Origin of the sequence: Uruburuella suis (assembly GCF_004341385.1) — a bacterium.
GTDB classification, from domain to species: domain Bacteria; phylum Pseudomonadota; class Gammaproteobacteria; order Burkholderiales; family Neisseriaceae; genus Neisseria; species Neisseria suis.
In genome coordinates this window covers 1-26,000 of the sequence record NZ_SLXE01000008.1, presented here as the reverse complement: position 1 = coordinate 26,000, position 26,000 = coordinate 1, and the positions used below count along the sequence as shown (strand labels likewise).

At 55.7% G+C, this 26,000-nt stretch carries 25 protein-coding genes, 3 tRNA genes and 1 riboswitch; of the genes, 15 read left to right on the top strand and 13 right to left on the bottom strand.

The window, feature by feature from the left end:
- Nucleotides 1-31: 31 nt before the first annotated feature.
- The 6 genes from EV680_RS04160 to EV680_RS04135 all read right to left on the bottom strand — a co-directional run bounded on the left by EV680_RS04160 (nucleotide 32) and on the right by EV680_RS04135 (nucleotide 5,193).
- Nucleotides 32-397, bottom strand: coding sequence for a hypothetical protein (locus EV680_RS04160; RefSeq protein ID WP_132953484.1), 366 nt, complete (start codon nucleotides 395-397; stop codon nucleotides 32-34).
- A gap of 62 nt (nucleotides 398-459) precedes the next feature.
- Nucleotides 460-1,611 carry a GTPase ObgE gene (gene obgE, locus EV680_RS04155; protein WP_132953483.1) on the bottom strand — a complete coding sequence of 384 codons (1,152 nt, stop codon included), beginning with the start codon at nucleotides 1,609-1,611 and terminating at the stop codon, nucleotides 460-462.
- A 165-nt stretch (nucleotides 1,612-1,776) separates the two neighbouring features.
- Nucleotides 1,777-2,193, bottom strand: a complete 417-nt coding sequence (locus EV680_RS04150; RefSeq protein ID WP_132953482.1) for a L,D-transpeptidase family protein — start codon at nucleotides 2,191-2,193, stop codon at nucleotides 1,777-1,779.
- Complete coding sequence (locus EV680_RS04145; RefSeq protein ID WP_132953481.1) at nucleotides 2,193-2,654, bottom strand: outer membrane protein assembly factor BamE; 462 nt, start codon at nucleotides 2,652-2,654, stop codon at nucleotides 2,193-2,195. Before EV680_RS04145 ends, EV680_RS04150 begins: the two co-directional genes overlap by 1 nt.
- Before the next feature lie 79 nt (nucleotides 2,655-2,733).
- Complete coding sequence (locus EV680_RS04140) at nucleotides 2,734-4,107, bottom strand: YadA family autotransporter adhesin (RefSeq protein ID WP_132953480.1); 1,374 nt, start codon at nucleotides 4,105-4,107, stop codon at nucleotides 2,734-2,736.
- A 408-nt stretch (nucleotides 4,108-4,515) separates the two neighbouring features.
- A complete protein-coding gene (locus EV680_RS04135) occupies nucleotides 4,516-5,193 on the bottom strand; it encodes a histidine phosphatase family protein (protein ID WP_132953479.1) in 678 nt (225 codons plus the stop codon).
- 215 nt (nucleotides 5,194-5,408) lie between these two features.
- On the opposite strand from EV680_RS04135, the gene grxC reads away from it, so the two are divergent.
- From grxC to EV680_RS12170, 5 genes are all read left to right on the top strand, one after another.
- Nucleotides 5,409-5,669 carry a glutaredoxin 3 gene (grxC, locus tag EV680_RS04130; protein WP_132953478.1) on the top strand — a complete coding sequence of 87 codons (261 nt, stop codon included), beginning with the start codon at nucleotides 5,409-5,411 and terminating at the stop codon, nucleotides 5,667-5,669.
- A gap of 75 nt (nucleotides 5,670-5,744) precedes the next feature.
- Complete coding sequence (secB, locus tag EV680_RS04125) at nucleotides 5,745-6,182, top strand: protein-export chaperone SecB (RefSeq protein ID WP_132953477.1); 438 nt, start codon at nucleotides 5,745-5,747, stop codon at nucleotides 6,180-6,182.
- 290 nt (nucleotides 6,183-6,472) lie between these two features.
- A complete protein-coding gene (gene mgtE / locus EV680_RS04120) occupies nucleotides 6,473-7,909 on the top strand; it encodes a magnesium transporter (RefSeq protein WP_132953476.1) in 1,437 nt (478 codons plus the stop codon).
- 267 nt (nucleotides 7,910-8,176) lie between these two features.
- Nucleotides 8,177-8,998 (top strand): peptide chain release factor N(5)-glutamine methyltransferase, encoded by an 822-nt coding sequence (gene prmC / locus EV680_RS04115; RefSeq protein ID WP_132953475.1) that lies wholly within the window; start codon nucleotides 8,177-8,179, stop codon nucleotides 8,996-8,998.
- A 60-nt stretch (nucleotides 8,999-9,058) separates the two neighbouring features.
- Nucleotides 9,059-9,190 carry a hypothetical protein gene (locus EV680_RS12170; protein ID WP_279387851.1) on the top strand — a complete coding sequence of 44 codons (132 nt, stop codon included), beginning with the start codon at nucleotides 9,059-9,061 and terminating at the stop codon, nucleotides 9,188-9,190.
- 338 nt (nucleotides 9,191-9,528) lie between these two features.
- On the opposite strand, the gene thiC is transcribed toward EV680_RS12170, so the two are convergent.
- The 7 genes from thiC to def all read right to left on the bottom strand — a co-directional run bounded on the left by thiC (nucleotide 9,529) and on the right by def (nucleotide 18,431).
- Nucleotides 9,529-11,400: a phosphomethylpyrimidine synthase ThiC gene (gene thiC, locus EV680_RS04110; RefSeq protein WP_132953474.1), complete on the bottom strand. Its 1,872-nt coding sequence runs from the start codon at nucleotides 11,398-11,400 to the stop codon at nucleotides 9,529-9,531.
- A 101-nt stretch (nucleotides 11,401-11,501) separates the two neighbouring features.
- A riboswitch (TPP riboswitch) is annotated at nucleotides 11,502-11,595 on the bottom strand.
- 159 nt (nucleotides 11,596-11,754) lie between these two features.
- The gene (locus EV680_RS04105; protein ID WP_132953473.1) at nucleotides 11,755-13,041 is read right to left on the bottom strand and encodes a sigma-54-dependent transcriptional regulator; all 1,287 of its coding nucleotides are present in this window, start codon (nucleotides 13,039-13,041) and stop codon (nucleotides 11,755-11,757) included.
- On the bottom strand, nucleotides 13,028-15,154 hold the full coding sequence (locus EV680_RS04100) for a sensor histidine kinase (protein ID WP_132953472.1): 2,127 nt from the start codon (nucleotides 15,152-15,154) through the stop codon (nucleotides 13,028-13,030). The genes EV680_RS04105 and EV680_RS04100 overlap by 14 nt, the downstream gene beginning before the upstream one ends.
- A gap of 2 nt (nucleotides 15,155-15,156) precedes the next feature.
- Complete coding sequence (locus EV680_RS04095) at nucleotides 15,157-15,759, bottom strand: DUF4390 domain-containing protein (RefSeq protein WP_132953471.1); 603 nt, start codon at nucleotides 15,757-15,759, stop codon at nucleotides 15,157-15,159.
- Nucleotides 15,725-16,984 (bottom strand): 16S rRNA (cytosine(967)-C(5))-methyltransferase RsmB, encoded by a 1,260-nt coding sequence (rsmB, locus tag EV680_RS04090; protein WP_132953470.1) that lies wholly within the window; start codon nucleotides 16,982-16,984, stop codon nucleotides 15,725-15,727. Before rsmB ends, EV680_RS04095 begins: the two co-directional genes overlap by 35 nt.
- Nucleotides 16,981-17,904, bottom strand: a complete 924-nt coding sequence (gene fmt / locus EV680_RS04085; RefSeq protein ID WP_132953469.1) for a methionyl-tRNA formyltransferase — start codon at nucleotides 17,902-17,904, stop codon at nucleotides 16,981-16,983. The genes rsmB and fmt overlap by 4 nt, the downstream gene beginning before the upstream one ends.
- Nucleotides 17,905-17,927: 23 nt before the next feature.
- Entirely contained in the window at nucleotides 17,928-18,431 is a 504-nt protein-coding gene (gene def, locus EV680_RS04080; protein ID WP_132953468.1) for a peptide deformylase, read from the bottom strand.
- A gap of 176 nt (nucleotides 18,432-18,607) precedes the next feature.
- On the opposite strand from def, the gene EV680_RS04075 reads away from it, so the two are divergent.
- The 10 genes from EV680_RS04075 to EV680_RS04030 all read left to right on the top strand — a co-directional run.
- Nucleotides 18,608-19,888, top strand: a complete 1,281-nt coding sequence (locus EV680_RS04075) for a LysM peptidoglycan-binding domain-containing protein (RefSeq protein ID WP_132953467.1) — start codon at nucleotides 18,608-18,610, stop codon at nucleotides 19,886-19,888.
- A 130-nt stretch (nucleotides 19,889-20,018) separates the two neighbouring features.
- Nucleotides 20,019-21,200, top strand: a complete 1,182-nt coding sequence (dprA, locus tag EV680_RS04070) for a DNA-processing protein DprA (RefSeq protein ID WP_132953466.1) — start codon at nucleotides 20,019-20,021, stop codon at nucleotides 21,198-21,200.
- Between the two features lie 24 nt (nucleotides 21,201-21,224).
- Nucleotides 21,225-21,680, top strand: a complete 456-nt coding sequence (locus EV680_RS04065) for a DUF494 family protein (RefSeq protein ID WP_132953538.1) — start codon at nucleotides 21,225-21,227, stop codon at nucleotides 21,678-21,680.
- A gap of 213 nt (nucleotides 21,681-21,893) precedes the next feature.
- On the top strand, nucleotides 21,894-24,206 hold the full coding sequence (gene topA, locus EV680_RS04060) for a type I DNA topoisomerase (protein ID WP_132953465.1): 2,313 nt from the start codon (nucleotides 21,894-21,896) through the stop codon (nucleotides 24,204-24,206).
- 59 nt (nucleotides 24,207-24,265) lie between these two features.
- Nucleotides 24,266-24,829, top strand: a complete 564-nt coding sequence (gene rsmD / locus EV680_RS04055; protein ID WP_132953464.1) for a 16S rRNA (guanine(966)-N(2))-methyltransferase RsmD — start codon at nucleotides 24,266-24,268, stop codon at nucleotides 24,827-24,829.
- A 115-nt stretch (nucleotides 24,830-24,944) separates the two neighbouring features.
- Nucleotides 24,945-25,196 carry a YfhL family 4Fe-4S dicluster ferredoxin gene (locus EV680_RS04050; protein ID WP_132953463.1) on the top strand — a complete coding sequence of 84 codons (252 nt, stop codon included), beginning with the start codon at nucleotides 24,945-24,947 and terminating at the stop codon, nucleotides 25,194-25,196.
- 96 nt (nucleotides 25,197-25,292) lie between these two features.
- Nucleotides 25,293-25,376, top strand: a tRNA-Tyr gene (locus tag EV680_RS04045).
- Nucleotides 25,377-25,411: 35 nt separating this feature from the next.
- Nucleotides 25,412-25,485 (top strand) — tRNA-Gly (locus tag EV680_RS04040).
- A gap of 20 nt (nucleotides 25,486-25,505) precedes the next feature.
- Nucleotides 25,506-25,580 (top strand) — tRNA-Thr (locus tag EV680_RS04035).
- Between the two features lie 52 nt (nucleotides 25,581-25,632).
- Nucleotides 25,633-26,000: GTP-binding protein (locus EV680_RS04030; protein ID WP_207894284.1), on the top strand; the 368-nt coding region annotated here is incomplete at its 3' end.

Here is a 26,000-nt window from a genome sequence, read left to right as displayed (position 1 = left end):
CGTCTGAAACGTTTCAGACGGCCTGATTCAATTATTTTATCAAGCGCCATTGTTGGTTTTCACGCATCAGGCGCACTTTGCCGTCGCGCGAGGCATAACCGCCTTTCACCGCTTCGAGCAAGGTGTTTTGCGGCACATCGGCGGCGAAGATTTCGGCTTGGGCTTTGTCTTCGGAAAAAATCACATACACGGCCAATGTGGAGTTGGCGGGGTCGTCAAGCTTCAAATCTGCTGCTTGCCACGCTTGCACGCATGTTTGTTTGAGTGCAGACCAGCTGTAGCCGGCGGAGCCGATGCAGCCGTGGGCATCGCGGTCGCCGCCAAGTGTGGGTTCAGACGGCGCAGCACAAGCGCTAAGCGCGGTGGCGGCGATGAAGGCGGCGAGGGCGGTTTTCATTTCAGACGGCCTTTCTTGTCGGTTGTGCCGAATCCGGCAAATGCGTGCGGTTGCAGACGGCCTTATTCGGCTTTAAACACGGAAGTGTCGGTTTTCACTTCATCGGCCGGCACAGCGGTTTGTGCGGCTTTAGCGGCGGCATCGGCTTCGGCGGTGAGGCGTTTTTTCTCGGTGAGGTATTGGCTGATTTGCTGCACCAAAGCTTGCGTGCCTTGGTGGGCGAGCGCGCTGATTTTAAACACGCGCGGGGTGATCATGTCGAATTCGAAGCGGTCGTCGGGGGCGGGATAATCCCAGCCGATGGCTTCGAGAAAGGCCGCCGCGCGCGCTTGGGCTTCTTCTTCGCTGAGCATATCGAGCTTGTTGAGCACGAGCCAGCGCGGTTTGTCAAACAGCTCTTCATCGTATTTGCGCAATTCGTGCACAATCGCCAAGGCTTCGTCGGCGGGGCTCACGGCTTCGTCAAACGGGGCCAAATCCACCACGTGCAACAGCAGGCCGGTGCGCGAGAGGTGTTTTAAAAAGCGGTGGCCGAGGCCGGCGCCTTCTGCTGCGCCTTCGATGAGGCCGGGAATGTCGGCCATCACGAAGCTGTGGTTTTCATCCATGCGCACCACGCCGAGGTTGGGGTGCAGGGTGGTGAAGGGGTAATTGGCGATTTTGGGGCGCGCGGCAGACACGGCGCTAATCAGGGTGGATTTGCCGGCATTGGGCATGCCGAGCAGGCCGACATCGGCCAGCACTTTCAATTCGAGCTGCAAGGCGCGTGTTTCGCCCTCTTCGCCGGGTGTGGCGTGTTTGGGTGCGCGGTTGACCGAGGATTTGAAATGGATGTTGCCCATGCCGCCTCTGCCGCCTTTGGCTAGGCACACGCGCTGGCCGTGGGCGGTGAGGTCGGCCACGGTTTCTTCGGTGTCGATATCGCGGATCAGCGTGCCCACGGGCATGTGCAATTCGATGTCGTCGGCACCTTTGCCGTAGCGGTCGCCGCCGTGGCCTTTTTCGCCGTTTTTGGCTTGATAGCGCTTCACGAAACGGTATTCCACCAAGGTGTTGATGTTTTCGTCGGCCACGGCCCACACGCTGCCGCCTTTGCCGCCGTCGCCGCCGTCGGGGCCGCCGCGGGGCACGAATTTTTCACGGCGGAAGCTCACGGCACCGTTGCCGCCTTTGCCCGCCACCACTTCGATTTTGGCTTCGTCGATAAATTTCATAGTGTTCTCAAATAGGGTTCAGACGGCATATGCTTGGCAGGCCGTCTGAAAAAAATAATGGGATATTCAAGATTATAAAGGATATGTCAAGAGGCCGTCTGAAAACTTGCGCCGTTTGCTGCGGGCAATAAAAACCCATGCGCAATATATCGGCATGGGCTGGGTTTAGCGGATTTCTACCACAAAATAAGATTTGAGCTTTTCATACACATCGTCGGTCACGTTGATGCAGCCGTGGGTGATGTAGCGGTCGGCCGCGTTGGGCGAGGCGATGCGCTCGAGCCGGCGCTCTTCGGGCTTGAGCGTCCACACGCGGTGGATGGCGTAGAGGTATTTTGCATCTTCTTTAAAGCTCATCACATCGCCGCCGTAGCCGCGCCGGTCGGTTTTGACGATGTTGAGGTCGAACGTGCCTTTGGGGGTGTCTTTGCCGACCAGCACGGGATAACAGCGCTCTTCTAGGCACAATTCGGCTTTTTTGGTGTCGACCACCGCTTTGCGCTTGCGCGGATCAGCGCCAAAAGCCTGAGCGCAAAGGCTCAGGCTGATCAGGGTAATCCAAAGGGTTTTGCCGCTGTGCATTATTGGCGGATGGGCTTGGGCGAGGCCACCACTTCGCGGATAATCACTTCGCGTTGCGGCTCTTGCGGACGCGGGGCGCAGCCTTCGGGCAGCCAATGGAAGGTTTGGGCGTTCATGTGTTTGTCAAACAGGATTTTGTATTGACAGGTTTTGATTTCGCCGGCTTCACGATAGTGAAACACATAATTCCATTCGCGCACGCCATAGAGGCCTTCGTTGAAATGCGGGCGGCCGATCAATTCGTAGATTTGATCTTTGTTCATACCCGCTTCGATGGTGCGCACGTTGTCCCAGTTGGGCCATGAGCCGTTTTGGGTGCCGCTGTGGCGCAAAGTGGTTTTTTCAGCATCAGGCCAGATGGGGTTGTCGGTGGTGCCCTCTTTGGTCACTTTGCTCAAATTGCCGCAGGCAGCCAAGGCCAGCGCCGCCACAAGCGGCAGCATAATTTTTGATGGTTTCATATGTGCTTGTCCTTATTGATATTGATGAGTTGCGGGATGGTGCGGCCGTCTGAAGCTTTCAGACGGCCTTATCGGGCGTTTACCACTGATAGCCTACGCTGCCGCCCCAGTTGATGTTTTTCTGGGTGTCGATGCCCAAGCCGACTTTGGTGGACCATTTGTTGTTGTCGGAATTGGTGGCATAGCCCAAAGCCAGTGCCTGCTCGCCACGGTAGCCACCCACTGCGGCGGAAACCATGCTTTTGCCCGCTTCGTTGGGGCGTTGCAAGAAGGCAATGGCGGTGGCACCTGCAATACCGGCGCGCAAGTCTTTGTCCATATCATCAATGCGGTTATTGATGTTGTTGATTTGGGTGGAGTTGTTGTCGATTTGGTTGGCTACTTGGTAAAGCTGGCTGCCGTTGATAGCATCGGTGCTGGTCGATGTGATGCGGCCGGCAGCCACGTTGGTGATGGTGCGCTCGGCGCCGGTGTCGCCCACGCTCACGGTGCCCACAGGTGCGGCGCCGGCAAAGCCGCCGTAGGTGATGCCGTTAACGGTGGCTGAAGAGGTGCCCACTGCGGCGGCTGTGGCAGAGTTGGCGCCCAAGGCTACGGAATTTTCGTCTGTGGCTTTGGCGTTACGGCCGATGGCAACCGATTGGTTGCTGGCGGCGCTCGATTGTGCGCCGATGGCAACGCTGGCATCACCTGCGGCATTGGAATATTCACCAAAGGCAGAAGAATATTTTCCGCCGGCATTGGCTTCCGAACCAACAGCCGTGCTGGCAGTGCCGCTGGCAGTCGCCTTGTTGCCGAGGGCGGTGGCATAAGTGGCGCTGGCGGTTGAATTATAACCATAAGCGGAAGATGAAATTGCTGTGGCTTGCGCCTTGGCACCCACGCCTGTGGCAGAGGTTGCAGTAGCTTGTGCTTCGGTGCCGATGGCGGTTGCCGAGCCGGCCGTAGCAGAAGCACCGGAGCCGGAGGCCAATGATCTGATGCCGCTGGCTGTCGAGCCTGCGCCAATTGCTGAAGATAAATTACCGGAAGCGGCTGCGCCAGAACCTATGGCTGTGCTTTGCCCGCCGGTGGCTTTTGATTTACGACCGATAGCGGTGTCGGCATTGGCTGAAGCAGCTGATTCCTCGCCGAGTGCGATTGCAGCTGAACCGGTTGCGTCGGCGGATGCGCCAATGGCCACAGCGGATTCTGCGCCGGCATTGGCACGAGAGCCTACGGCGGTGGAAGCCAAGCCGCTGGCTTTTGTCCAAGTGCCGATGGAGGTGGCATAGCTGCCGCTTGCACCGCTGCCGTCCTGATTGTCACGGCTTGCGCCAAGATCGTTGATGCCGACGTAATCAGCAGCAATGGCCGGCAGTGAAAAAGAAGCCAAGCCGGCCAACGCTAATGCGGTGGCGATTTGGCGGCCGGCGGAAACCGGCGCGGGGTGGATATGTTTGTGCTGACTCATGATAAGCTCCTTGGGATTTGATAATCAAATTGGATAAAGTCTGAGCCCGATAATGTTTTATTTAGTATGATATGTAATTATAATTTATGTATCATTAATGTTGTTTTTAGTTACTTCAGCAGGGCGTTAGCCGTGTTGTAAGTTCATCATAATGTCAAAAAATTTACATTGCAAATGAATATTAAATAAACTTAAAGAATATAATTTATTGTTTATATAGTGAATATTTTTATCGTTTTAATTGAATGGCATTAAGTTCCAATATTTTACGATATTTAAAATTTTATATGATATTTTAATAAATAAATCGAATTTATTAGAATTTGTTTATATTTAAACAAAAAAACCGCCATTTTGTGGCGGTGAGTATAGCGGGGCGGTGGTGCGTGCCGGAGTGTGGTAAACAAGCTAAAGCAAACTGAATGAAGTATCACCTATGGATTGAATCACCCACATGCCGTTTTGATGGTGCAGGCGGCTCACCGAAGCGTTGGGCACGCTTTGATAGAGGATGCTTTGCGCATCAATCATTTTTAAAATGGTGGTGATGGCGATGCCGTGCGACACCAACAGCGCGCGCCCGTTGTGCGGTGTGCGTGCGATTAATTCATCCAAGCCTTGTTGCAGGCGGGCGCTGAATTGGGCTTCGGTTTCGGCCAGCCCCAAAGGGTCGAGCGCGTGCACACTCTCGGCAATCAGGTTGCGCTCGCCGTGGCGGTAGGCGGCGAGCCAGTTTTCGGTGCTGGGCAGGCCGCGATAAGCGGTGATTTTATCGTGCACAATGTGTGTTAACTCGCCTTCAAAGCCGCCGAAGCAATATTCGCGCAAATCGGGCAATGAAACCAGCGGCAGGCCGGCTTGGCCGCTGTGGTTTAAAATCAGCCGGGCGGTGTCGACGGCGCGCGGGCTGGTGCTGCTGAAAGCGGCATCGAAGGTGATGCGCTGCTGCTCAAGCCCGCGGCCGAGGTTTTCCGCCACTTGGCAGCCTTCGGGCGTGAGTGGCGAATCGCTCCAGCCTTGCAGCCGGCCGGTGGTGTTGAACACGGTTTTGCCGTGGCGCACTAAATAAAGTTCGAGTGTTTTCATGGTTGATAAACCTGATAAGTTTTAAGAAAGCGTAGTTTTAAGAAAGAGTAGGATGAGGCCGTCTGAAACGATGCGGCTTTTCAGACGGCCTGCGGTGCGGCGTGCGCTTATTATATACGCTTGCGCAGCGTTTGCCGGTTTGCGCCTCCGGCTATTGCAAAAGCGGCCGTTTATCCCCATATCGGCGCAATAATATTAATGGCAGGATTTAATCCATGCAGCCGGTTAAAATGTATAGCGGCCCGTTTTGCCCTTATTGCACCATGGCCAAGCAGTTTTTGAAATCTCAGGGCGTGACTGAAATCGAAGAAATCCGGGTGGATAAAAATCCGCAGGATTACGCCCAAATGCAGGCGCTTAGCGGCCAACGCAGCGTGCCGCAGATTTTTATCGGACAAACCCATGTGGGCGGCTTCACCGATTTGTATGCCCTGCACCGAGCGGGCGGGCTGGCCTCGCTTTTGGCGGGCGATTGATGCCATAATGTGAAATGAATGTTGTTCCCTTTTGCTGTGTTGACGCAGCCTAACTTTTAAACAGGAAGAAATTTTATGAGCGAAGAATTGCAACCCGTGTTCAGCATCGAGAAGCTGTATGTGAAAGATATGTCGTTGGAAGTGCCACATGCGCCGAAGATTTTTCTGGAGCAGGGCGAGCCGGAAGTAGATATGCGCGTGTCTACCGAGAGCACCAAACTGGAAGACGAATTTTATGAAGTGTCGGTTACCGTAACCGTAACCGCCAAGCTCGAAGACGGCCGCGTGATGTTTTTAAACGAAGTGGCCCAAGGCGGCATTTTCCGTTTGGCCCATATTCCGGAAGAAGACATGCAGCTTTTGCTGGCTGTGGCCTGCCCGAATATTTTGTTCCCTTATGCGCGTGAAGCCGTGTCGGCCACCATCACCCGCGCAGGCTTCCCGCCGGTGCTGTTGGCGCCGATTAATTTCGAAGCCATGTATCAGCAAAGCGTGACCGAAGGCAACGCTTAATCTTGTATGAAAGTTGTGGCAACAGGCCGTCTGAACGTTTCAGACGGCCTGTTTGTTTTTGAGCCAAAATATTGCCGCGTGATGAAATGTGAGCAGACCCTGGCGATAAAGCATTGGTAAGGCCGGCCGAAAGGTGTAAAATACGCCCCGTTTCCAACTCAAGCCCTGCACCGCGCAGGCACGCATCATGGACCTTCCCAGTTCATTAACCTTACCGATTTCATCCACACACGGCCACGCCGTCTGATCCCGCCGGATATTGCGCCCGCAATCAGGCGGGCGGAGTATTTATGAGCACCCAAGCAGAATCTGTTACCCAAAGCGATGTCGACCGCCTGCCGCTCGATATCGAACGCATCCACGAGCTGGCCGAAGCGCTGCTGCCCGTGTCCGAGCAGATCGACGCCGATTTGCCGGTGGAAGATCGCAAGCTCAATGCCAAGCTGGTTGAGCTGATTGCCATTTTGCACGAATTGCACCCGGCCGACGTGGCCGGCCTGCTCGAATCGCTGCCACAGAAAGAGCGCGCGCTGGTGTGGCATTTGGCCGCGCCCGAAGAAGACGGCGAAGTGCTGCTGGAAGTGTCGGACGCGGTGCGCGAAACCCTGATTGAAACCATGGACCAGCAAGAATTGCTGGCCGCGGTGGATGATTTGGATGCCGACGAATTGGCCGAATTGGCCGCCGATTTGCCGCACGAAGTGGTGTATGAAGCGCTGAAAACCCGCGATGAAGAAGAGCGCGCGCAAGTGGCGGCGGCGATGTCGTTTGAAGACGGCCAAGTGGGCGCGATTATGGATTTCGAATTGGTGAGCATCCGCGCCGATGTGGCTTGCGAAGTGGTGCTGCGCTATCTGCGCCGCTTCGAGAGCCTGCCCGACCACACCGACAAAATTTTCGTGGTAGACGATAACGATGTGCTCAAAGGCGTGCTGCCCGTGCGCAAGCTGCTGGTGGCCGACCCCGAAGAGCGGGTGGAGAATGTGATGGCCACCGATGTGGTGCGCTTTCGCCCCGAAGACGATGTGGAAGAAGCCGCGCTGGCGTTTGAGCGCTACGACTTGGTTACCGCGCCAGTGGTCGATGCCAATAAAAAGCTGATCGGCCGCATCACCATTGATGAAATGGTGGACGTAATCCGCGAAGAATCCGAAGCCGATATGTTGAACATGGCCGGCTTGCAGGAAGAAGAAGATTTGTTTGCGCCGATTTGGGATTCGGTGAAAAACCGCTGGATGTGGTTGGCGATTAATTTGTGCACCGCCTTTATCGCCAGCCGCGTGATCGGCGCTTTTGAAGGCTCGATTGCCAAAATCGTGGCGCTGGCCGCCTTAATGCCGATTGTGGCCGGCATCGGCGGCAATTCGGGCAACCAAACCATCACCATGATTGTGCGCGCTATGGCCATGGGGCAGCTTTCCGGCTCGCAAGCGCGGCGGCTGCTGAAAAAAGAAGTGGGCGTGGCGCTGGTAAACGGCTTGATTTGGGGCAGCGCGATGGGGCTGATTTCATGGCTGCTTTACGACAGCCCCGGCATCGGCTTGGTGATGGTGGCCGCGATGACGCTCAATCTTTTGCTGGCCGCCACCGTGGGCGTGTTGATACCGGTGGCGATGGAAAAAGCCGGCCGCGATCCGGCCTTGGGCAGCTCGGTGCTGATTACCGCGGTAACCGATTCGGGCGGCTTTTTGATTTTTCTGGGGCTGGCAACGATCTTTTTGCTGTAGCGCCGTGGCAGTTGGTTTCTTGCATTTAACTATAGGCCGTCTGAAAAAGATTTACGGTTTTCAGACGGCCTTTTATAGTGAAATGCATCAAAAATGGCTACAAACGGCAGCTTGGCTTGTCAACCCAAGCAAACCAATCTATGTCGGTGCGATTTTCTACTCAGTAGCCATTTTTCTTTAATGCCACTATATAAAAATAAAACAATTATCATAAAATAATCATCGTTTTACACGCTTTGTTTAACCCACCGATAAAGGCCGTCTGAAATGGCAAACACGCTTGAAAACTGGCTGCGCGCCGCGCCGCTGCCGCTGCCGGAAGCGCGCATTTTGTTGCAGCATTGCACCGGCCTGAGCCGCGCCCAGCTGCTCACCCGCGGGCGGGATGCGCTTGACGGGGAAAACGAAGCTGCATTGTCTGCGCTGGTGCAGCGGCGTTTGGCCGGCGAGCCGATGGCTTATATTGTGGGCGTGCGCGAGTTTTACGGCCGCACTTTTATCGTGAATGATGCGGTGCTGATTCCGCGCCCCGAAACCGAGCACTTGGTGGAAGCCACGCTGGCACGATTGCCGCCGCAAGGCCGGCTGTGGGATTTGGGCACGGGCAGCGGCGCGGTGGCGGTAACGGTGGCGCTGGAGCGCCCCGATGCGCATGTGCGTGCTTCCGACATCAGCGCAGATGCGCTGGCGGTGGCCGCTCGAAATGCGGCTTCGTTGGGCGCAAAGCTTGAATTTGCGCAAGGCTCGTGGTTTGCGGTGGACAGGCCGTCTGAAACACAGGTTTACGATGTGGTGGTGTCCAACCCGCCCTATATCGAAGCGGGCGATGTGCATTTGCAGCAAGGCGATTTGCGCTTCGAGCCGCAGCAGGCGCTCACCGATTTTAGCGATGGCTTAAGCTGCCTGCGCGCGCTGGCAGAAGGTGCGCCGCATGTTTTGAAAGCCGGCGGCTGGCTGTTGCTGGAACACGGCTACAATCAGGGTGAAGCTGCGCGCGCGCTGTTGGTGCAGCACGATTTTGTCGAAGTGGCCACGCTGCCCGATTTGGCCGGGCTCGATAGAATCACCTTGGGGCGCAAACCCGCATAATGCAGACGGGCGCGCTTTGGTTTATGATGAGGCCGTCTGAAACTTTTAGGAGCAAACCACATGAAAAAAAGCTTATTGGCGCTTGCTGCCCTTGCATTGCTGGCCGCTTGTGCCGGCAGCGGCACGGGCAACACGCAGATGTATGGTGAAATCAAGGGCGGCGTGGAGAGCAGCCGCACCACCGTGAAATAATTGCATCATCAATGATAAGGCCGTCTGAAAGCAAAGTTTCAGACGGCCTTATCATATGAGCACAAACAAAAAACACAATTGATGGTTTCGAGGCCGTCTGATACCCATTCTAAAAAATAATATACAAACAGGCAGCCCGTAGGTCGGATTCTTGAATCCGACACTTGTTCGTAGAACAAGCCACGCACATCGCTTTGGCCGATGGCCAAACGTCGGATTCAAGAATCCGACCTACGCGGTTGGTGCTATCGAACTGCTTTTATTTTGTAAGGTTATTTTTTGGATTGGTATGAAACTTTGCTTTCAGACGGCCTCGGGCTTATGCGGTTGAAATATGTTTACCGATAAATCTTGCCGCCTTGCTGCACAAATTCCACCGCTTTTTCCTGCATGCCTTTTTGTGCGGCGGCATAATCGCGCACTTCCTGCGTGATTTTCATCGAGCAGAATTTGGGGCCGCACATCGAGCAGAAATGGGCGATTTTTGCGCCTTCGGCGGGCAGGGTTTGGTCGTGGTAGCCCTCGGCGCGTTCGGGATCGAGGCCTAAGCGGAACTGGTCGCGCCAGCGGAATTCAAAGCGTGCTTTGCTCAAAGCGTTATCCCGCAATTGCGCGCCCGGCCAGCCTTTGGCCAAATCGGCGGCATGGGCGGCGATGCGGTAGGTGATGATGCCGGTGCGCACGTCTTCTTTATCGGGCAGGCCCAGATGCTCTTTGGGGGTAACATAGCAGAGCATGGCCGTGCCATACCAGCCGATATTGGCCGCGCCGATGCCGCTGGTGATGTGGTCGTAGCCCGGCGCAATGTCGGTAACGAGCGGGCCCAAAGTGTAAAACGGCGCTTCAAAACAATGTTGCAGCTCTTCGGTCATGTTTTGCTTCACCCGTTGCAGCGGCACATGGCCGGGGCCTTCAATCATCACCTGCACATCGTGCTGCCACGCTTTGGCGGTGAGCTCGCCCAAGGTGTGCAATTCGCCGAATTGCGCTTCATCGTTGGCGTCGGCAATGCAGCCGGGGCGCAGGCCGTCGCCCAGCGAAAACGACACATCATAGGCTTTCATGATTTCGCAAATGTCGTCGAAATGGGTGTAGAGGAAGTTTTCCTGATGGTGCGCCAAGCACCATTTGGCCATAATCGAGCCGCCGCGCGACACAATACCGGTGAGGCGCTCGGCGGTGAGTGGCACATAGCGCAGCAACACGCCGGCATGAATGGTGAAATAATCCACGCCCTGTTCGGCCTGCTCGATTAAAGTGTCGCGAAACAAATCCCAGCTTAAATCTTCGGCCACGCCGCCCACTTTTTCCAGCGCCTGATAAATCGGCACTGTGCCGATGGGCACAGGTGCATTGCGGATAATCCATTCACGCGTTTCGTGAATGTGCGCGCCGGTAGACAAATCCATAATCGTGTCTGCCCCCCAGCGCAGCGACCACACCATTTTTTCCACTTCTTCGGTGAGCGATGAAGTAACCGCCGAGTTGCCCAGATTGCCGTTGATTTTCACGCGGAAATTGCGGCCGATAATCATCGGCTCCAGCTCGGGGTGGTTGATGTTGGCGGGGATAATCGCGCGGCCTGCCGCCACTTCGCTGCGCACGAATTCGGGCGTGATTTGGTCGGGATGGTTGGGAATATTGGCGCCGAAGCTTTGGCCGGCGTGCTGGCGCAGCAGCTTTTCATAGCGCGCATCACGCATCAGCTCATCGAGCTTCATACGCTCGCGCAGCGCCACAAATTCCATTTCCGGCGTGATGATGCCGCGGCGCGCATAATGCATTTGAGTCACGTTTTTGCCGCTTTGGGCACGCAGCGGGCGGGTGATTTGGTTGAAGCGCAGGTGGGCTGTTTGCGGGTCGTGCGCGCGCGCTTGGCCGTATTCGCTCGATAATCCGGCCAATTGCTCGGTGTCGCCGCGCTCGGCAATCCAGGTGCCGCGCACATCGGCGAGGCCTTGCTTGAGGTCGATTTCGGCATTCGGGTCGCCATAAGGGCCGCTGGTGTCGTAAACCGGAATCGGCGGATTGGGCTCGCGGCCTTGTGCAAACACGGTGTCGTCTTGCCGGATTTGCCGCAGCGGCACACGCATGTCGGCGCGGCTGCCGGACAGATAGATTTTGTCGGAATTCGGATAGGCAAATTGAATGCCCAAATCGTGGGAAAGCTGATCGAGCTGCTGCGATTCGGTGGGCTTGGCGGTGGTCATAAAAATGCTCCTGTTTCTCGGGGTGGCAATCGGGAAACAGGAGCGTGGTGTTTGGGTTTCAGACGGCCTTGTGTTTGGTTGCTGCTTGAGGCCGTCTGAAAAAAACTACGCTGAAAACTCCCCACGCAAGTATTATCTTGTTCGGGTGTAAGGGTCACTCTCAGCCGCCGTGTGGCAGCACCCCTGTTTCATGCGCGTTGATTAAAGCACAGATTGCAGCGGGTGGCAATTTGATGGGCGCTTGCAGCTGCTTGGTGTGGACAAGGTTGCGTGATGATGAATGAAGTTGGCAGCAAAAGGCCGTCTGAAACGATTTCAGACGGCCTTTTGCTGCCACTTTTTGCTGCGTAAAGATTACTCTTCGCCGTTTTTGTCGCTGCCTTGGCGGCGTGAGAAATTGATGCCCAATTGCTTGAGCTTGCGGTAAAGGTGGGTGCGCTCCAGCCCCACTTTTTGCGCCACCCGGCTCATGTTTTGGCCTTCTTGGGCGATGTGGTATTCAAAATAGCGCCGTTCCAGCTCTTCGCGCAATTCGCGCAGCGGCATGTTGAAATTGAAGCCGCCCACGATTTCGGTGTTGGTATTGGGGGTGAATTGGCCGAGGATATTGTTGACGGCCTGCTCGCCCACTTCATCGTTGTCGGCGGTGAGCGCCAGGTTTTTCACAATGCTGCGCAATTGGTCGAGATTGCCCGGCCAATCGTATTGGCGCATGATGTTGAGCGCAGCGGTGCTGAATTTTACCAGCGGAATTTTTTGGGTTTCGGCCAGCTCGGTCACGATTTGGTTCACCAAAAACACAATATCGTCGGGCTGGCTGCGCAAAGGCGGAATGCCGACGGTGAAGGCCGCGAGCGTGGCCAAAAGCTTGCCGTCTTGATTGGGATTTTCCGCCAGCTCGGCCAGCGTGCGGCTGCAGGCGCAGATAATGCGTACGTTGTAGCGCTCGGCTTTGGTGAGCAAAAAGCCGATGCCTTGCTGGATATTTTTGCTGTTTTGGGCAATATCGCCCAAATAAAGAATGCCGCCGCCGGCTTTTTGCAGCAAATCGAGCGGAATATCTACGATATGCTCGGTTTTTCCGGGTTCCACCCAAGCGGTGCCGTTTTTGTGGAAATAGCGCGCCACCAATTCGAAAGGCGAGCCGGTTTCGCCGGCGAGCAGCACGGGAGTGTTTTGCTTGGCCGAGCGCTCGAGCGCGCGGTTGAGCTCTTGAATGGCGGGGCTGTTGCCCAGTTTGTCGAGCGAGAGGCCGGATGCGGCCTGCATTTCGCCATATTTGAGGGCGCGGTCTACCGTGGAGAGCAGCTTTTGCAGCGCAATTGGCTTTTCGAGAAAATCGAGCGCGCCGATTTTGGTGGCTTCAACGGCGGTGTCGATGCTGGCATGCCCGCTCATCATCACCACGGGCATATTGAGCTGGCCGTTTTTCGCCCATTCTTTGAGCAGGGTGATGCCGTCGCAATCGGGCATCCAAATATCGAGCAACACCATGGCCGGCCGGGTTTGGTGCCGCAGCTGGCGGGCTTCTTCTGCGTTTTCGGCCAAGGCTACGGTGTAGCCTTCGTCTTGCAGGATTTCCGACAGGAGATCCCGGATACCGATTTCATCGTCTACAATTAAAATATCACTGCTGCGCATAAGTTTCTACCAATCGGGGTAAGGCGATTTTCACACACGCGCCGCCCTGGGCTGAGTTGCTCAGGCTGATGCGGCCGCCGTGTTCTTCTATTATCTTCTTCACCACCGGCAAGCCCAGGCCGGTGCCGGTGGGTTTGTCGGTGACATAAGGCTCAAAGGCGTGATGCAATATGTCTTTACTGAAGGCTTTGCCGTTGTTGGACACCGTCAGCACGACATTTTGCTCGTCAGAGCGGGTTTCGATGTGAACATGTGGTGATGGGTCTTCTTCTGCGGCTTCTGCTGCGTTTTTGAAAATATTATGCAATACCTGGCGCATGGCACCGGTATCGGCAGCAATCCACAACGGTATATTACTTAAATTAGCAGAGAATGTACACGAACTGCCTTCATATAATAAGAGTACTTCTTCTGTTATCTGGTTTAAATCGGTGTTTTCGAGCTTGAGCGCGGGTGAGCGCGCATAGTTGCGGAAGGCTTCTACCATCTCTTTCATTGCCGTTACTTGCTTCACGATGGTGTCGGTGGAGCGGGTGAGCATTTGGGCATCGGCTTCGTTTAATTTGTCATGCAATTTCCATGCCAAACGTTCGGCAGAAAGCTGGATGGGCGTGAGCGGGTTGCGGATTTCATGCGCCAGCCGCTTGGCCACTTCGCCCCAAGCGGCATCTTTTTGCGCACGCACCAAGGCGGTGATGTCGTCAAACACCATCACAATGCCGTTGCCGTTGTCATCGGGCAGCACGGTGGCCTTGGCCAGCAAAATGCGCGATTCGTCGGGCGCAGCATAAGTGAGCTGCACCGGCTTGCCGCTGCCGGCGGTGTCGATAATGGCGGCAAAGGTTTCGGCCAAAATGGCTTGCTGCGGCGATTGGTGCGTCCAGTCATACCAATTGCTGCCGAGCATGTGCGAGAGCGAAGTGCCGAGTATGGCTTCGGCGCTGTGGTTGTAGGTTTTCAGACGGCCTGTGTCGTCTACGGTGATCACGCCGCTGGTGAGGCTTTCCAGCACGCATTCCAGATAATGGCGCGCGGCTTCCTGCTGCACTCTGTTGCGCTCGGCCGCGCTTTGGGCGATGGAGAGCTGCTCGGTCATGTGGTTGAACAAATGGGTGAGGCGGCCTAATTCGTCGTTGCGGAAAATCGGCCGTTTTTGCGAAAAATCACCTTGCGCCACCGCGCGTGCGCCTTCGGCCAGCGATAAAATCGGCTCAACGAAGCGGCGGGCGAAATAAAGCGCCCACACCAAAGCCAGCATAATCGCCAGCAGGGTGGCGGCCAGCAAAGTCACCAGAAAAAAGGTGCGCAGGCCTTGCTGGGCGTAGCTCAATTCGGCGTATTTGGCGCGGGCCGCTTCAATCAGCGAGGCATCTTTGGCCACGTTGGCCGGAATGGGTTGGCGGAAAAACAAGACGGTTTGCTGCGCGTTGTGTTCGGTGAGCATCAGCCAACCTTGTGCATAAAGCACGTTGTTGATGCTTTCGATGCTGCGTGCGGAGCCGGCTTGGCTGAGCAGCTCGCGGGTGTGTTTGTCGGGCTCGGGAGCGGGCAGGCGCTGCGGATTGCGCTCGGCTTCGATGCGGCCGTTGTTCAGATTATAGAGCGCAAGTTGGCTGAATTCGGCGGCGCCGGCGGCTTGCGGCAAGGCGGCGGCCAAATCGTTGCCGAGTGAAGCGGAGCTGATTAATTCGATTTGTATGGCGGTGGCGCGGCGCACCGTGTTGTCGAGCGATAAATTCAGCGCGGATTTACTCAGATTGAGGCTGCGCTCGAGCGCTTCTTGGGTGTCGTTGCCAAACCACGAATCGATGCTGTTGGTGATGAATTGTGCCGACACGCCGAAAAGAAACATGCCCGGTAGCACGGCCACCAAGGTAAACATGCCGGCCAGCCGCCGCGCGATTTGCGAGCCGAATATGCCGCGGCGGCTGTCGCGCATCAAAAGCCACGCATAGCGCATCAACACCGCCAGCAAGCCGCCGATCAAGATGCCGGCTGCGGCGAGAATCCACCAGAAATAATCGGCCAGCTTGCTGCTGTTGCCGGTGGCGATGGTGAGCATGTAGAGCGACACCATGGCAAGGAAAACGGCCACAATCAGAAAGCGCCGCATGATTATTCCTGTGAAATGGTTAAGGTTTTCCAGCCGGAATCAAGCTGCCAGCTTTTGGAAGTGAGTGCGTTGATTTGAAAGGGCTTGGGCAGCTGCGCGGTGCTGAGCATCAGGCGGATTTCGGCGCGTACGCTCTGCGCACCGGTGCCGCCCAAGGCGCCTTCGGGCAGCACTTTCCAGTTGGCAATGGCGCCTATGCCGCGCAAGGCGGTGTCCAGCGTGTTGTATTCGGTGGAAAAAGTGCCCACGGTGACGCGGTAGCGGCCGGTGAGCGGGTGATAGGAGAGCCTGTATTGCACATTGCTGTCGCTGCTGCCGACGATTTGGCCGAGCTTGAAGCGGTAGGCGGCGGTGGTGGGGGCGGAGAGCTGGTAGCTGAGGGTGAAGGTGAGCGGCACGCCCTGGGTGAGCGCTTGCTTGAGCTGGTCGGGCAGATCGGTTTGGAAGCGGCTGCTGATGGAAAGCTGGCCGCTGCCGGTGAGCTTGGCTTGGGCGCGGGTCGTGTTGATGCCTTCTGCGGCCGTCTGAAAAGAAATCAGCAGCAGAAGCGGCAAAATGAGCAGTGTGTGTTTACTGCTTTTGAATAAGCGCGTAATAAAAGCCATCTTGGTGCTTGTTGGGCAGCAGCACATGCGATTCGAGCAACCGGGCATCGGCATGGCGGGTTAGAAAATGCTGCAGCTGCTGCGCGTTTTCTTCTTCGAAAATCGAGCAGGTGGCCAGCAGCATGCGGCCGTTTTTTGTCAGGGTGTGCCATAAAGCGTCGAGCAGCGCCACTTGCTGGCGGGCGGTTTTGGCTGCATCGCCGGCTCGGCGCAGCCATTTGATGTCGGGGTTGCGGCGCACCACGCCCGAGGCGGTGCAGGGTAGGTCGGCCAATATGGCGTCAAACGATTTGCCATCATACCATGCGTTTAAATCTTGTGCGTCGGCGCAGGCCAAGGTGGCCGTCTGAAAGCCCAATCGGTCGAGATTGCTTTGCACACGTGCCAAGCGCTCGGCATCAATGTCGAGCGCGGTAAGCTTGCAATCGGCCAGCTCCAAAAGGTGGCCGGTTTTGCCGCCGGGCGCGGCGCAGGCATCGAGAATGCGCTCGCCATCTTGCGGGTTGACCAAATAGGCGGCTTTTTGGGCGCCGAAATCCTGCACCGACACAAGGCCGTCTGAAAAGCCCGGCAGCTGTGCCACGGGCAGCGGCTCGGCCAGTTGCACGGCATAATCGTCGAGCGCTTTGGCGGCGATACCGGCTTCGGCCAGCGCGGCCAGATAGCTTTCGGCATTGCCGCGGCGGCGGTTGACGCGAAGTGTCATCGGCGGGTGCGCCTGCAGGGCGGTGAGGATGTTGTGCCAATGCTTGGGATAATGGCTGTGCAGATAATCCACCCACCATTCGGGCAGATTGTATTTGGCGGTGTTGTCTTTTTGACAGGCAGCGGCAAGCTTTTCGCGCTCGCGCAAAAAGCGGCGCAAAATGGCGTTGGCAAACGCGCGGTATTGGCCTTTGCCGATTTTGGCGATGCTCTCTACCGCTTCGTTAACCACGGCGTGCGGTGCGTTGCGGGTGTGGTGCAATTGATACATGGCCGCCAGTAGCAGGCTTTCTAGCTGGGCGTTGTTGATGGGCTTGTTGAGCATTTGCGCCAGCATAAAGCGCAGGCTGCCGGCATAACGCTGCACGCCGTAGGCGATGTCTTGCAGTGCGCCGTTTTCCTGCACGGTGAGGTCGGGGTGGGCAGCGCGGATGTCGGCCAGCACGTCTTGCAGGTTTTTGCCGTCGGCCACGGCGGCGATGCTTTGGGCAGCCAATTGTTGGGCGCGAGCCATGCTCATAATGGGGTGCCTTTTTCGATGTGGCGGCCGGCGGCAAAAGCCGCAACGGGCATGCGTTTGCTGCCGGCGGGTTGCAATTCGGTGATGTTGAGTGCGCCTTCGCCGCAGGCTACGATGAGGCCGTCTGAAGAAATGGCCAGCACTTCGCCGGCGCGGCCGCTTTGTTCCACCGCCTCCGCCTGCCAGATTTTCAGCGGCTGGTTTTGATATTCCACCCACGCGCCGGGTACGGGGTTGAAGGCGCGGATTTTGCGCTCGATGATGAGGGCGGGTTGGTTCCAATCGATTTTGGCTTCTTCTTTGCTGAGCTTTTGTGCGTAAGTGATGCCGGTTTGCGGCTGCGGGCTGGCGTTCAGACGGCCTGTTTGTTGTAATTGTTGCAAATCTGCAACAATTGCTTGTGCGCCTAAATCGGCAAGCGCATCGTGCACATCGGTGGCCGTGTCGGTGTTTTTAATGGCGTAGCGGTGGGTGCTCACCACGGCGCCGGTGTCGAGGCCGGCATCCATCTGCATGATGCACACGCCGGTTTCAGCGTCGCCGGCTTCGATGGCGCGCTGTATCGGGGCGGCACCGCGCCAGCGCGGCAGCAGCGAGGCGTGGATGTTGAGGCAGCCGTGCGCGGGCGTGTCGAGCACGGCTTGCGGCAGAATCAGCCCGTAGGCGGCCACCACCATCACGTCGGCATTTTGGGCGCGCAAAAGGGCTTGTGCTTCTTCGTGGCGCAACGATGTGGGCTGGGCGATGGCCAAGCCCAATTCAAGCGCGGCTTGCTTTACCGGGCTGGCCTGAAGCTGCATGCCGCGGCCTTTGGGGCGGTCGGGCTGGGTGAGCACCAGCAAAATCTCGAAGCCCGCAGCGGCAATGGCGCGCAATGCTTGGGCAGCAAAATCGGGCGTGCCCGCGAAAATCACTTTCATATTTAATAGGCCGTCTGAAAAGGTTATAGATCGTGCTTGGCACGTTTTTTTAATTTGGTTTTGATGCGGTTTTGCTTCAGCGGGGAGAGATATTCCACAAACACTTTGCCCAGCAGGTGGTCGAGCTCGTGCTGGATGCAGATGGCCAAAAGGCCGTCGGCTTCGAGGGTGAATTTTTCGCCTTTTTCGTTGCAGGCTTCCACGGTTACGCGCTCGGCGCGGGTGACGGTGTCGTAAATGCCGGGCACCGACAGGCAGCCTTCTTCGTAGGTGGTTTCGCCGTCTTTATGGGTGATCACGGGGTTGATAAACACGCGCGGCTCGTTGTGTTCTTCGGTGAGATCCATCACCACCACGCGCTCGTGCACGTCTACCTGGGTGGCGGCCAAGCCGATGCCGTGCGAGGCATACATGGTTTCCAGCATATCGGCCGCCAGCGTTTGAATGCGCTCATCAATCTGCGCCACGGGTTTGGCCACGGTGTGCAGGCGCTCGTCGGGATATTTGAGGATGTTGAGTAAAGCCATATTAAGTTTCTCTATGTAATGGTGATGTGTGGCGCTTTAAAACTATGATATTGGTAATATTCGGTGTTAAAATGCAAAGATAATTGATTGGGGGCGGGCAAGCGGCCATGCGGCGGCTTGCTGATTATTTACTAAACTAAATTGATGACAATTCAAATCATTTTCAAGGGGACGTCATGCAGAAACGTATTATAACCTTGCTTTGCGCCGTTGGCTTGGCAATTTCCATGCCCGCATTGGCCGCAGGGCTCAAGTTGCGCCCGGATGCGCCGGCGCGTTATGTGGTGCAGCCCGGCGACACGCTGTGGAAAATTTCAGGCCGCTATCTTTACAGCCCGTGGCAGTGGAGCCGCCTTTGGGGGGCAAACCGCAGCGAAATCCGCAACCCGCATCTGATTTATCCGGGCCAAGTGCTGGCTTTGAGCTATGTAAACGGCCAGCCGCGCCTGGGTTTTGAAGGTGCGGCCGCTTATCAAGACGGCATTCCCGTGGTGAAGCTCACGCCGCGCGTGCGCGAAATGTCTGCCGGCTACGGCATTCAAACGGTGAATGTGAATTTCTACCGCATGTTTATGCAGCATCCGCAGGTGATTCCTCAATTGCAAACGCAAGATGCGCCCAAGTTAATCGAAGGCCCCGACAGCCGTATGCTTTATAGCCGCGGCGATCGTGTTTATGCTTATGGTATCAAAGAGCCGGGGCGCTATTTGGTGTATCGCGCCAATAAAGATATTGTCGACCCCGATACGCATAAATTTCTCGGCCAGGAAGTGGTGTTCAGCGGCATTGTGAGCACGCTGCCTTATACCAACAGCGCGTTGGATGCGCGCAGCGAGAAAGATGCGGCTTATTTGCCAGAGGGCGAATATTACACCCGCGAGCATCCTTTGCTGAAAGTGCCGACGCAAACCGCGCAGCCGATGGTGGTGGAAGAGGCGGTGTCGGAAATCCGCAAGGGCGATTTTTTGCTGAAAATGACTGATGAAGGCGACAGCTTCCGCATGATGCCGCATGCGCCCAACCGCCATATCGATGCCAAAGTGGTGTCGATTTTCGACGGTATCGGCGAGGCCGGCCAGTTTCAAACCATCACGCTCAATCGTGGCGAAGCGGCGGGCTTGGAAAAAGGCACGGTGTTGAGCCTTTACAAACGCAGCCGCCAGGTGCAGGTGGATTTGGAAGAGGGTGCGAAAGGGCGGCGCAGCGTGGTGAAATATGTGTCGATTCCGGCTGAAGAAGTCGGCTTGGCCATGGTTTACCGCGTCAGTGAAAATCTGGCATCGGCGATTATTCTCGAGAGCAAAACCAATATCAACATCGGCGATGCCGCATCCGAGCCGGGTCGTGATTTGGACAATATGGCAGAAGACAGGCCGCATGCGCCCAATGTGCCGCAAGATTCGCACAGCCACGAGTTTAACCAATACAATATCCACAGCAATATCGATCCTTATTGATGTTTGCATCATTATGAAGGGCAGGCCGTCTGAAACGCAGGGTTTCAGACGGCCTTTGTGTTGTGTTAGATAAAATTTTGTCATAAGATGAAATAATAACCAAGAAAACTATAAAATTAAGGGGGGGAAAATGGAGAGGAATGAACACGAGCGTTTGGCTTGGCTGCAACTGGCATTCACGCCTTATATCGGCGCAGAAAGCTTTTTGGCGCTGCACCGGCATTTCGGCAGCGCCCGTGCCGCGCTGGCCGCGCCTGTGGATGCCGTGCGCGGACTATTGTGCCAAAAGCAGGCCTTGCGCGATTGGGGGCGCGATAATCCTTTGGCCTTGAAAGCGGTGGAAGCAGCGCTGAATTGGGAAGCGCAGCCCGATTGCCGCTTAATGCTGCTGAGCGATGAAGATTTCCCGCTCATGCTCACCGAGGGCATCACACCGCCGCCGGTGTTGTTTTTGCGCGGCAATACCGCCTTGCTGCAACGGCCGGCGGTGGCTGTGGTGGGCAGCCGTCATGCCACGCCGCAAGCCTTGCGCATTGCCCGCGATTTCGGCGAAGCCATCAGCGAGCAGGAAATTGCCGTGGTGTCGGGCATGGCGGCCGGCATCGATGCGGCGGCGCATCAGGGTGCATTGGCCGGTGCGGGCGGCACGATTGCGGTGTGGGGCACGGGCATCGACCGCATTTACCCGCCGGCCAACAAAAATCTGGCCTACCAAATTGCCGAACGCGGCCTGATTGTGAGTGAATTCCCGCTCGACACCCGTCCTTTGGCCGGCAATTTTCCGCGTCGCAACCGCATTATCGCCGCTTTGGCGCAAGCCGTGCTGGTGGTGGAAGCCGCACCCGAATCCGGCTCGCTGATCACGGCCAGGCTGGCCGCAGAAATGGGGCGCGAGGTGATGGCCGTGCCCGGCTCGATTGATAATCCGCACAGCAAAGGCTGTCACAAGCTGATTAAAGAGGGCGCAAAATTGGTGGAATGCCTCGACGATATTTTGCAAGAATGTCCGCAACTGTTGCAAAAAGCGCCCTTGTCATCATATTCTATATATAAAGAGCGCAACGAAAGCTCAGCCGCAGATGCAACCGAGCCGCTTCAAACAGCCGAGAGGCCGTCTGAAACGATGGATGAAAGCGGGAAAGATGAGCTGCTCGCAGCCATGGGCTACGACCCGGTGCACCCCGACAGCCTGGCGCAAAGCTTGGGTCTGCCGGCAGCAGATGTGTATGCTAGGCTGCTCGAGCTGGAGCTTGACGGCCAAATCGCCGCCATGACAGGCGGCCGCTACCAACGAATCAAAAAGAAAGCATAAATGAAGGAACCCATCATGGCCGAAATGGCAGAAGTCATCGCCTTTTTAATCGAGCACTATCAAGATTTCGACGACTGCCCGCCGCCGGACGATTTAGGGCAGATTTTGGAAGATGTCGGCTTTGACGATGTGCAGATCAACAACGCGCTGATGTTGTTGGCGGTGTTGTCTGATAACGAAGAATCTGCGGTGCAGGCTTACCGCAGCGATGCTTTGCGGGTGTATACGCCCGAAGAGCAAGATGCCTTGCCGCAAGAAGTGATCGGCCTGCTGCATTTTCTGGAAAATGCCGATGCCATCAACGGCGAGCAGCGCGAATTCGTCATACACGCTCTGCTGCACATGCCGCCTGACGAAATCACGGTGGATATGGCCAAAGTGCTCACCTTGCTGGTGTTGTGGGCACACAAATCGGAGCTGCCGGTGTTGATCGGCGATGATTTGATGATGGCGCTGCACGGCGTGTCCACCATGCATTGATGGCAAATATGTGAAAGATAAAAAGGCCGTCTGAAAACGTTCAGACGGCATTCATAAAAACAAATAAATTTGAGCAACACATCTGTTCAGACGGCCTATAGGCTCTGTTTGCCATTCATCCCGCGCTAAAAGATTGCCGTGAGATAAATGATGAATAGGCCTTGGAAAACAGGCCGTCTGAATCCCAACCCAATATATTCATAGAGAACGGATATGGCCAAAAACCTCTTGATTGTCGAGTCGCCTTCCAAAGCCAAAACGCTGAAAAAATACCTGGGCAGCGAGTTTGAAATTTTAGCCTCCTACGGCCATGTACGCGATTTGGTGCCGAAAAACGGCGCTGTCGACCCCGATAACGATTTCGCCATGAAATACGAGCTGGTGGCGCGCAACATCAAACACGTCGATGCCATCGTGGCCGCCGCCAAAGAAGCGGAAAACCTTTATCTCGCCACTGACCCGGATAGAGAAGGCGAAGCCATTTCATGGCATTTGCAGGAAATTTTGAAATCCAAACGCGGCCTGAAAAACCTCAAGCCGCAGCGGGTGGTGTTTCACGAAATCACCAAAAATGCCGTGCTCGATGCCATCGCCCATCCGCGCGCGCTGGAAGTGAATCTGGTTGATGCCCAGCAGGCGCGGCGCGCGCTCGATTATCTGGTCGGCTTCAATTTGTCGCCCTTGTTGTGGAAAAAAATCCGCCGCGGCTTGAGCGCCGGCCGCGTGCAAAGCCCTGCTCTGCGCCTGATTTGCGAGCGCGAAAACGAAATCCGCGCTTTTGAAACGCAGGAATACTGGACGCTGCATCTCGACAGCCACAAAGGCCGCAGCAAATTCACCGCCAAGCTGATTCAATACAAAGGCGACAAGCTCGAGCAATTTTCCCTGCCCGATGAAACATCGCAAGCCGATGTGTTGAAAGCATTGGAAGGTAAAGAAGCGCAAGTGGCCGCCGTAGAGAAGAAAAAGCGCAGCCGCAACCCCGCCGCGCCGTTCACCACCTCCACCATGCAGCAAGATGCCGTGCGCAAGCTGGGCATGACCACCGACCGCACCATGCGCACCGCGCAGCAATTGTATGAAGGCATCGATGTGGGACAGGGCGCTATCGGCTTGATTACCTATATGCGTACCGACAGCGTGACCCTTTCCGACGAAGCGCTCACCGAAATCCGCCACTATATCGAAAACAAAATCGGCAAAGATTATCTGCCCGCATCGGCCAAGCAATACAAAACCAAATCCAAAAACGCCCAAGAAGCGCATGAAGCCATCCGCCCGACTTCCGTATACCGCACGCCCGAGAGCGTGAAACCGTTTTTGAGCGCCGACCAATTCAAGCTTTACCAAATGATTTGGCAGCGCACCGTGGCCTGCCAAATGACGCCGGCCAAATTCGACCAAACCACCGTCGATATCGCCATGGGCGAGGGCATTTTCCGCGTCACCGGCCAAGTGCAGACCTTTGCCGGCTTTCTGAGTGTGTATGAAGAGGGCACCGATGAGAGCGACGAAGACGAAGACAACAAAAAACTGCCCGAAATGAAAGAGGGCGAAGTGCTGCCCGTGGATGCGCTCTACGGCGAGCAACACTTCACCAGCCCGCCGCCGCGCTACAACGAAGCCACGTTGGTGAAAGCGTTGGAAGAATTCGGCATCGGCCGCCCGTCCACCTATGCTAGCATTATTTCCACGCTCAAAGACCGCGAATACGTCACCCTTGAGCAAAAACGCTTTATGCCCACCGACACCGGCGATATTGTCAACAAATTCCTCACCGAGCATTTTGCCCAATACGTCGATTACCATTTCACCGCCAAGCTCGAAGACCAGCTCGACGACATTGCCAGCGGCAAGCGCCAATGGGTGCCGGTGATGAGCCAGTTTTGGAAAGGCTTCGATAAGCAGGTGAAAGAAAAAGAAGGCATAGAGCGCGCCAAAATCACCACCGAAGAGCTGGAAGAAATCTGCCCCAAATGCGGCAACCACAAGCTGCAAATCAAATTCGGCAAACGCGGCCGCTTTATCGCCTGCTCGGGCTACCCCGATTGCGACTACACCCGCAATGTGGGCGAAACCGCCGAAGACGCGGCCAAAGAAGCCGAAGAGCCGACCATAGTCGAAGGCCGTTTCTGTCCCAAAGACGGTGGCCAGCTGGTGTATAAAAAAGGACGTTACGGCAAATTTATCGGCTGCGCCAACTACCCGAAATGCAAACATATCGAGCCGCTCGAGCCGCCCAAAGACACCGGCGTAGGCTGCCCGCAATGCAAAAAAGGCCAGCTGATCGAGCGCAAAAGCCGCTACGGTAAGCTGTTTTACAGCTGCAACACCTACCCCGACTGCAACTACGCCACCTGGAACCCGCCGATTGCCGAAACCTGCCCCAACTGCGGCTGGCCGGTGCTCACCATCAAAACCACCAAACGCTGGGGCGTAGAAAAAGTGTGTCCGCAAAAAGAATGCGGCTGGAAAGAGCAAATCGAACCGCCGGCACCGAAAGGCGCAAAAACGGACGAAGCGTGATAAAAGGCCGTCTGAAAATACTTTCAGACGGCCTTGTTTTATATGAATGAGCAAAATAAATGAAACACAATAAACATCAAAACCAAGTGCGCATCATCGGCGGCACGCACCGCGGCCGTAAGCTGGGTTTTGCCGATGCCGAAGGCTTGCGCCCCACGCCCGACATGGTGCGCGAGAAAGTGTTTAATTGGCTGGGGCAGGATTTAACCGGCAAAAACGTGCTGGATCTGTTTGCCGGCAGCGGTGCATTGGGGCTGGAGGCGGCTTCGCGCCGAGCTGCTAAAGTGGTGATGGTGGAAAGCAACCGCCAAACCGCTCGTTCATTGCAACAGGCGGCGCATACGCTAACCTTGCCGCAAGTTGAGATTGTGTGTTCAGACGGTCTGACTTATTTAAATCAAACGCAACAGCACTTTGATGTAGTGTTTTTAGATCCGCCGTTTGCTTGGCAGCAATGGCCGCAACTGTTTGATTTATTGGCAGGCCGTCTGAATCACGGCGCGATGGTTTATGTGGAAGCCGGCAAGTTGCCCGAGCGGCCGGCCGGGCTGCTTCCCTATCGGGAAGGCAAAGCCGGCATGAGTAGGTTTGAATTATTGCTCTATAGCCAAGTGGCTGAATAAAAAAGATTTAAGAATTATTCTCAAAGTGCAAAGGATGATAAAGCCGCTGCCGGCAAAACAGATTATGTTATAATTCGCCGTTAACGGTTTTGAACACACACATAAAGGAAAAGCAATGTCACTCTTTATTACCGATGAGTGCATCAACTGCGATGTCTGCGAGCCGGAATGCCCGAACGATGCCATTTATCAAGGCGAAGAGATTTATGAAATCAATCCCAATCTGTGCACCCAGTGCGTCGGCCACTATGACGAGCCGCAATGCCAGCAGGTGTGCCCGGTGGACTGTATTTTGATTGATGAAGAGCATCCTGAAAGCCCGGATGAGCTGCAAGCTAAATACGAACGCCTTGTTGCGGAAAAATAAATATTTAAAATTATTGCCTTGCAAATTTATTTTAAAAAAATAAAAAAAGGCGCTTGACGGAACGCAATCAGGTCTATACTATTGCGTTTCTCTTTTGGAGGGATTCCCGAGCGGCCAAAGGGGGCAGACTGTAAATCTGTTGCGTAAGCTTCGAAGGTTCGAATCCTTCTCCCTCCACCAAAATCCAATCTTATATTGGAGCAGAGAAAGTAAGTGCGGGTGTAGCTCAATGGTAGAGCAGAAGCCTTCCAAGCTTACGGTGAGGGTTCGATTCCCTTCACCCGCTCCATTAAGGTATGACACAATTAAGCCCATGTAGCTCAGGGGTAGAGCACTCCCTTGGTAAGGGAGAGGTCGGCAGTTCAATTCTGCCCATGGGCACCATCATTATTATATTTTTCAACCCAAACTAAAGCTTAGGATAGGAAGAATTGCCATGGCTAAAGAGAAATTCGCGCGGAACAAACCGCACGTAAACGTTGGCACCATCGGTCACGTTGACCATGGTAAAACCACATTGACCGCAGCATTGACCACCATTTTGTCTAAAAAATTCGGTGGCGCGGCCAAAGCCTACGACCAAATCGACAATGCCCCGGAAGAAAAAGCCCGCGGCATCACCATCAATACCTCACACGTAGAATATGAAACCGACGGCCGCCACTACGCCCACGTAGACTGCCCGGGTCACGCCGACTACGTAAAAAACATGATTACCGGTGCTGCCCAAATGGATGGCGCGATTTTGGTGTGCTCGGCCGCTGACGGCCCCATGCCGCAAACCCGCGAGCATATCCTGCTGGC

Bases quoted from the DNA above. Each gene is read 5' to 3' on its own strand.
- EV680_RS04160 (WP_132953484.1), bottom strand. From the start codon at position 397: ATGAAAACCGCCCTCGCCGCCTTCATCGCCGCCACCGCGCTTAGCGCT.
- obgE (WP_132953483.1), bottom strand. From the start codon at position 1,611: ATGAAATTTATCGACGAAGCCAAAATCGAAGTGGTGGCGGGCAAAGGC.
- EV680_RS04150 (WP_132953482.1), bottom strand. From the start codon at position 2,193: ATGCACAGCGGCAAAACCCTTTGGATTACCCTGATCAGCCTGAGCCTT.
- EV680_RS04145 (WP_132953481.1), bottom strand. From the start codon at position 2,654: ATGAAACCATCAAAAATTATGCTGCCGCTTGTGGCGGCGCTGGCCTTG.
- EV680_RS04140 (WP_132953480.1), bottom strand. From the start codon at position 4,107: ATGAGTCAGCACAAACATATCCACCCCGCGCCGGTTTCCGCCGGCCGC.
- EV680_RS04135 (WP_132953479.1), bottom strand. From the start codon at position 5,193: ATGAAAACACTCGAACTTTATTTAGTGCGCCACGGCAAAACCGTGTTC.
- grxC (WP_132953478.1), top strand. From the start codon at position 5,409: ATGCAGCCGGTTAAAATGTATAGCGGCCCGTTTTGCCCTTATTGCACC.
- secB (WP_132953477.1), top strand. From the start codon at position 5,745: ATGAGCGAAGAATTGCAACCCGTGTTCAGCATCGAGAAGCTGTATGTG.
- mgtE (WP_132953476.1), top strand. From the start codon at position 6,473: ATGAGCACCCAAGCAGAATCTGTTACCCAAAGCGATGTCGACCGCCTG.
- prmC (WP_132953475.1), top strand. From the start codon at position 8,177: ATGGCAAACACGCTTGAAAACTGGCTGCGCGCCGCGCCGCTGCCGCTG.
- EV680_RS12170 (WP_279387851.1), top strand. From the start codon at position 9,059: ATGAAAAAAAGCTTATTGGCGCTTGCTGCCCTTGCATTGCTGGCCGCT.
- thiC (WP_132953474.1), bottom strand. From the start codon at position 11,400: ATGACCACCGCCAAGCCCACCGAATCGCAGCAGCTCGATCAGCTTTCC.
- EV680_RS04105 (WP_132953473.1), bottom strand. From the start codon at position 13,041: ATGCGCAGCAGTGATATTTTAATTGTAGACGATGAAATCGGTATCCGG.
- EV680_RS04100 (WP_132953472.1), bottom strand. From the start codon at position 15,154: ATGCGGCGCTTTCTGATTGTGGCCGTTTTCCTTGCCATGGTGTCGCTC.
- EV680_RS04095 (WP_132953471.1), bottom strand. From the start codon at position 15,759: ATGGCTTTTATTACGCGCTTATTCAAAAGCAGTAAACACACACTGCTC.
- rsmB (WP_132953470.1), bottom strand. From the start codon at position 16,984: ATGAGCATGGCTCGCGCCCAACAATTGGCTGCCCAAAGCATCGCCGCC.
- fmt (WP_132953469.1), bottom strand. From the start codon at position 17,904: ATGAAAGTGATTTTCGCGGGCACGCCCGATTTTGCTGCCCAAGCATTG.
- def (WP_132953468.1), bottom strand. From the start codon at position 18,431: ATGGCTTTACTCAACATCCTCAAATATCCCGACGAGCGCCTGCACACC.
- EV680_RS04075 (WP_132953467.1), top strand. From the start codon at position 18,608: ATGCAGAAACGTATTATAACCTTGCTTTGCGCCGTTGGCTTGGCAATT.
- dprA (WP_132953466.1), top strand. From the start codon at position 20,019: ATGGAGAGGAATGAACACGAGCGTTTGGCTTGGCTGCAACTGGCATTC.
- EV680_RS04065 (WP_132953538.1), top strand. From the start codon at position 21,225: ATGGCAGAAGTCATCGCCTTTTTAATCGAGCACTATCAAGATTTCGAC.
- topA (WP_132953465.1), top strand. From the start codon at position 21,894: ATGGCCAAAAACCTCTTGATTGTCGAGTCGCCTTCCAAAGCCAAAACG.
- rsmD (WP_132953464.1), top strand. From the start codon at position 24,266: ATGAAACACAATAAACATCAAAACCAAGTGCGCATCATCGGCGGCACG.
- EV680_RS04050 (WP_132953463.1), top strand. From the start codon at position 24,945: ATGTCACTCTTTATTACCGATGAGTGCATCAACTGCGATGTCTGCGAG.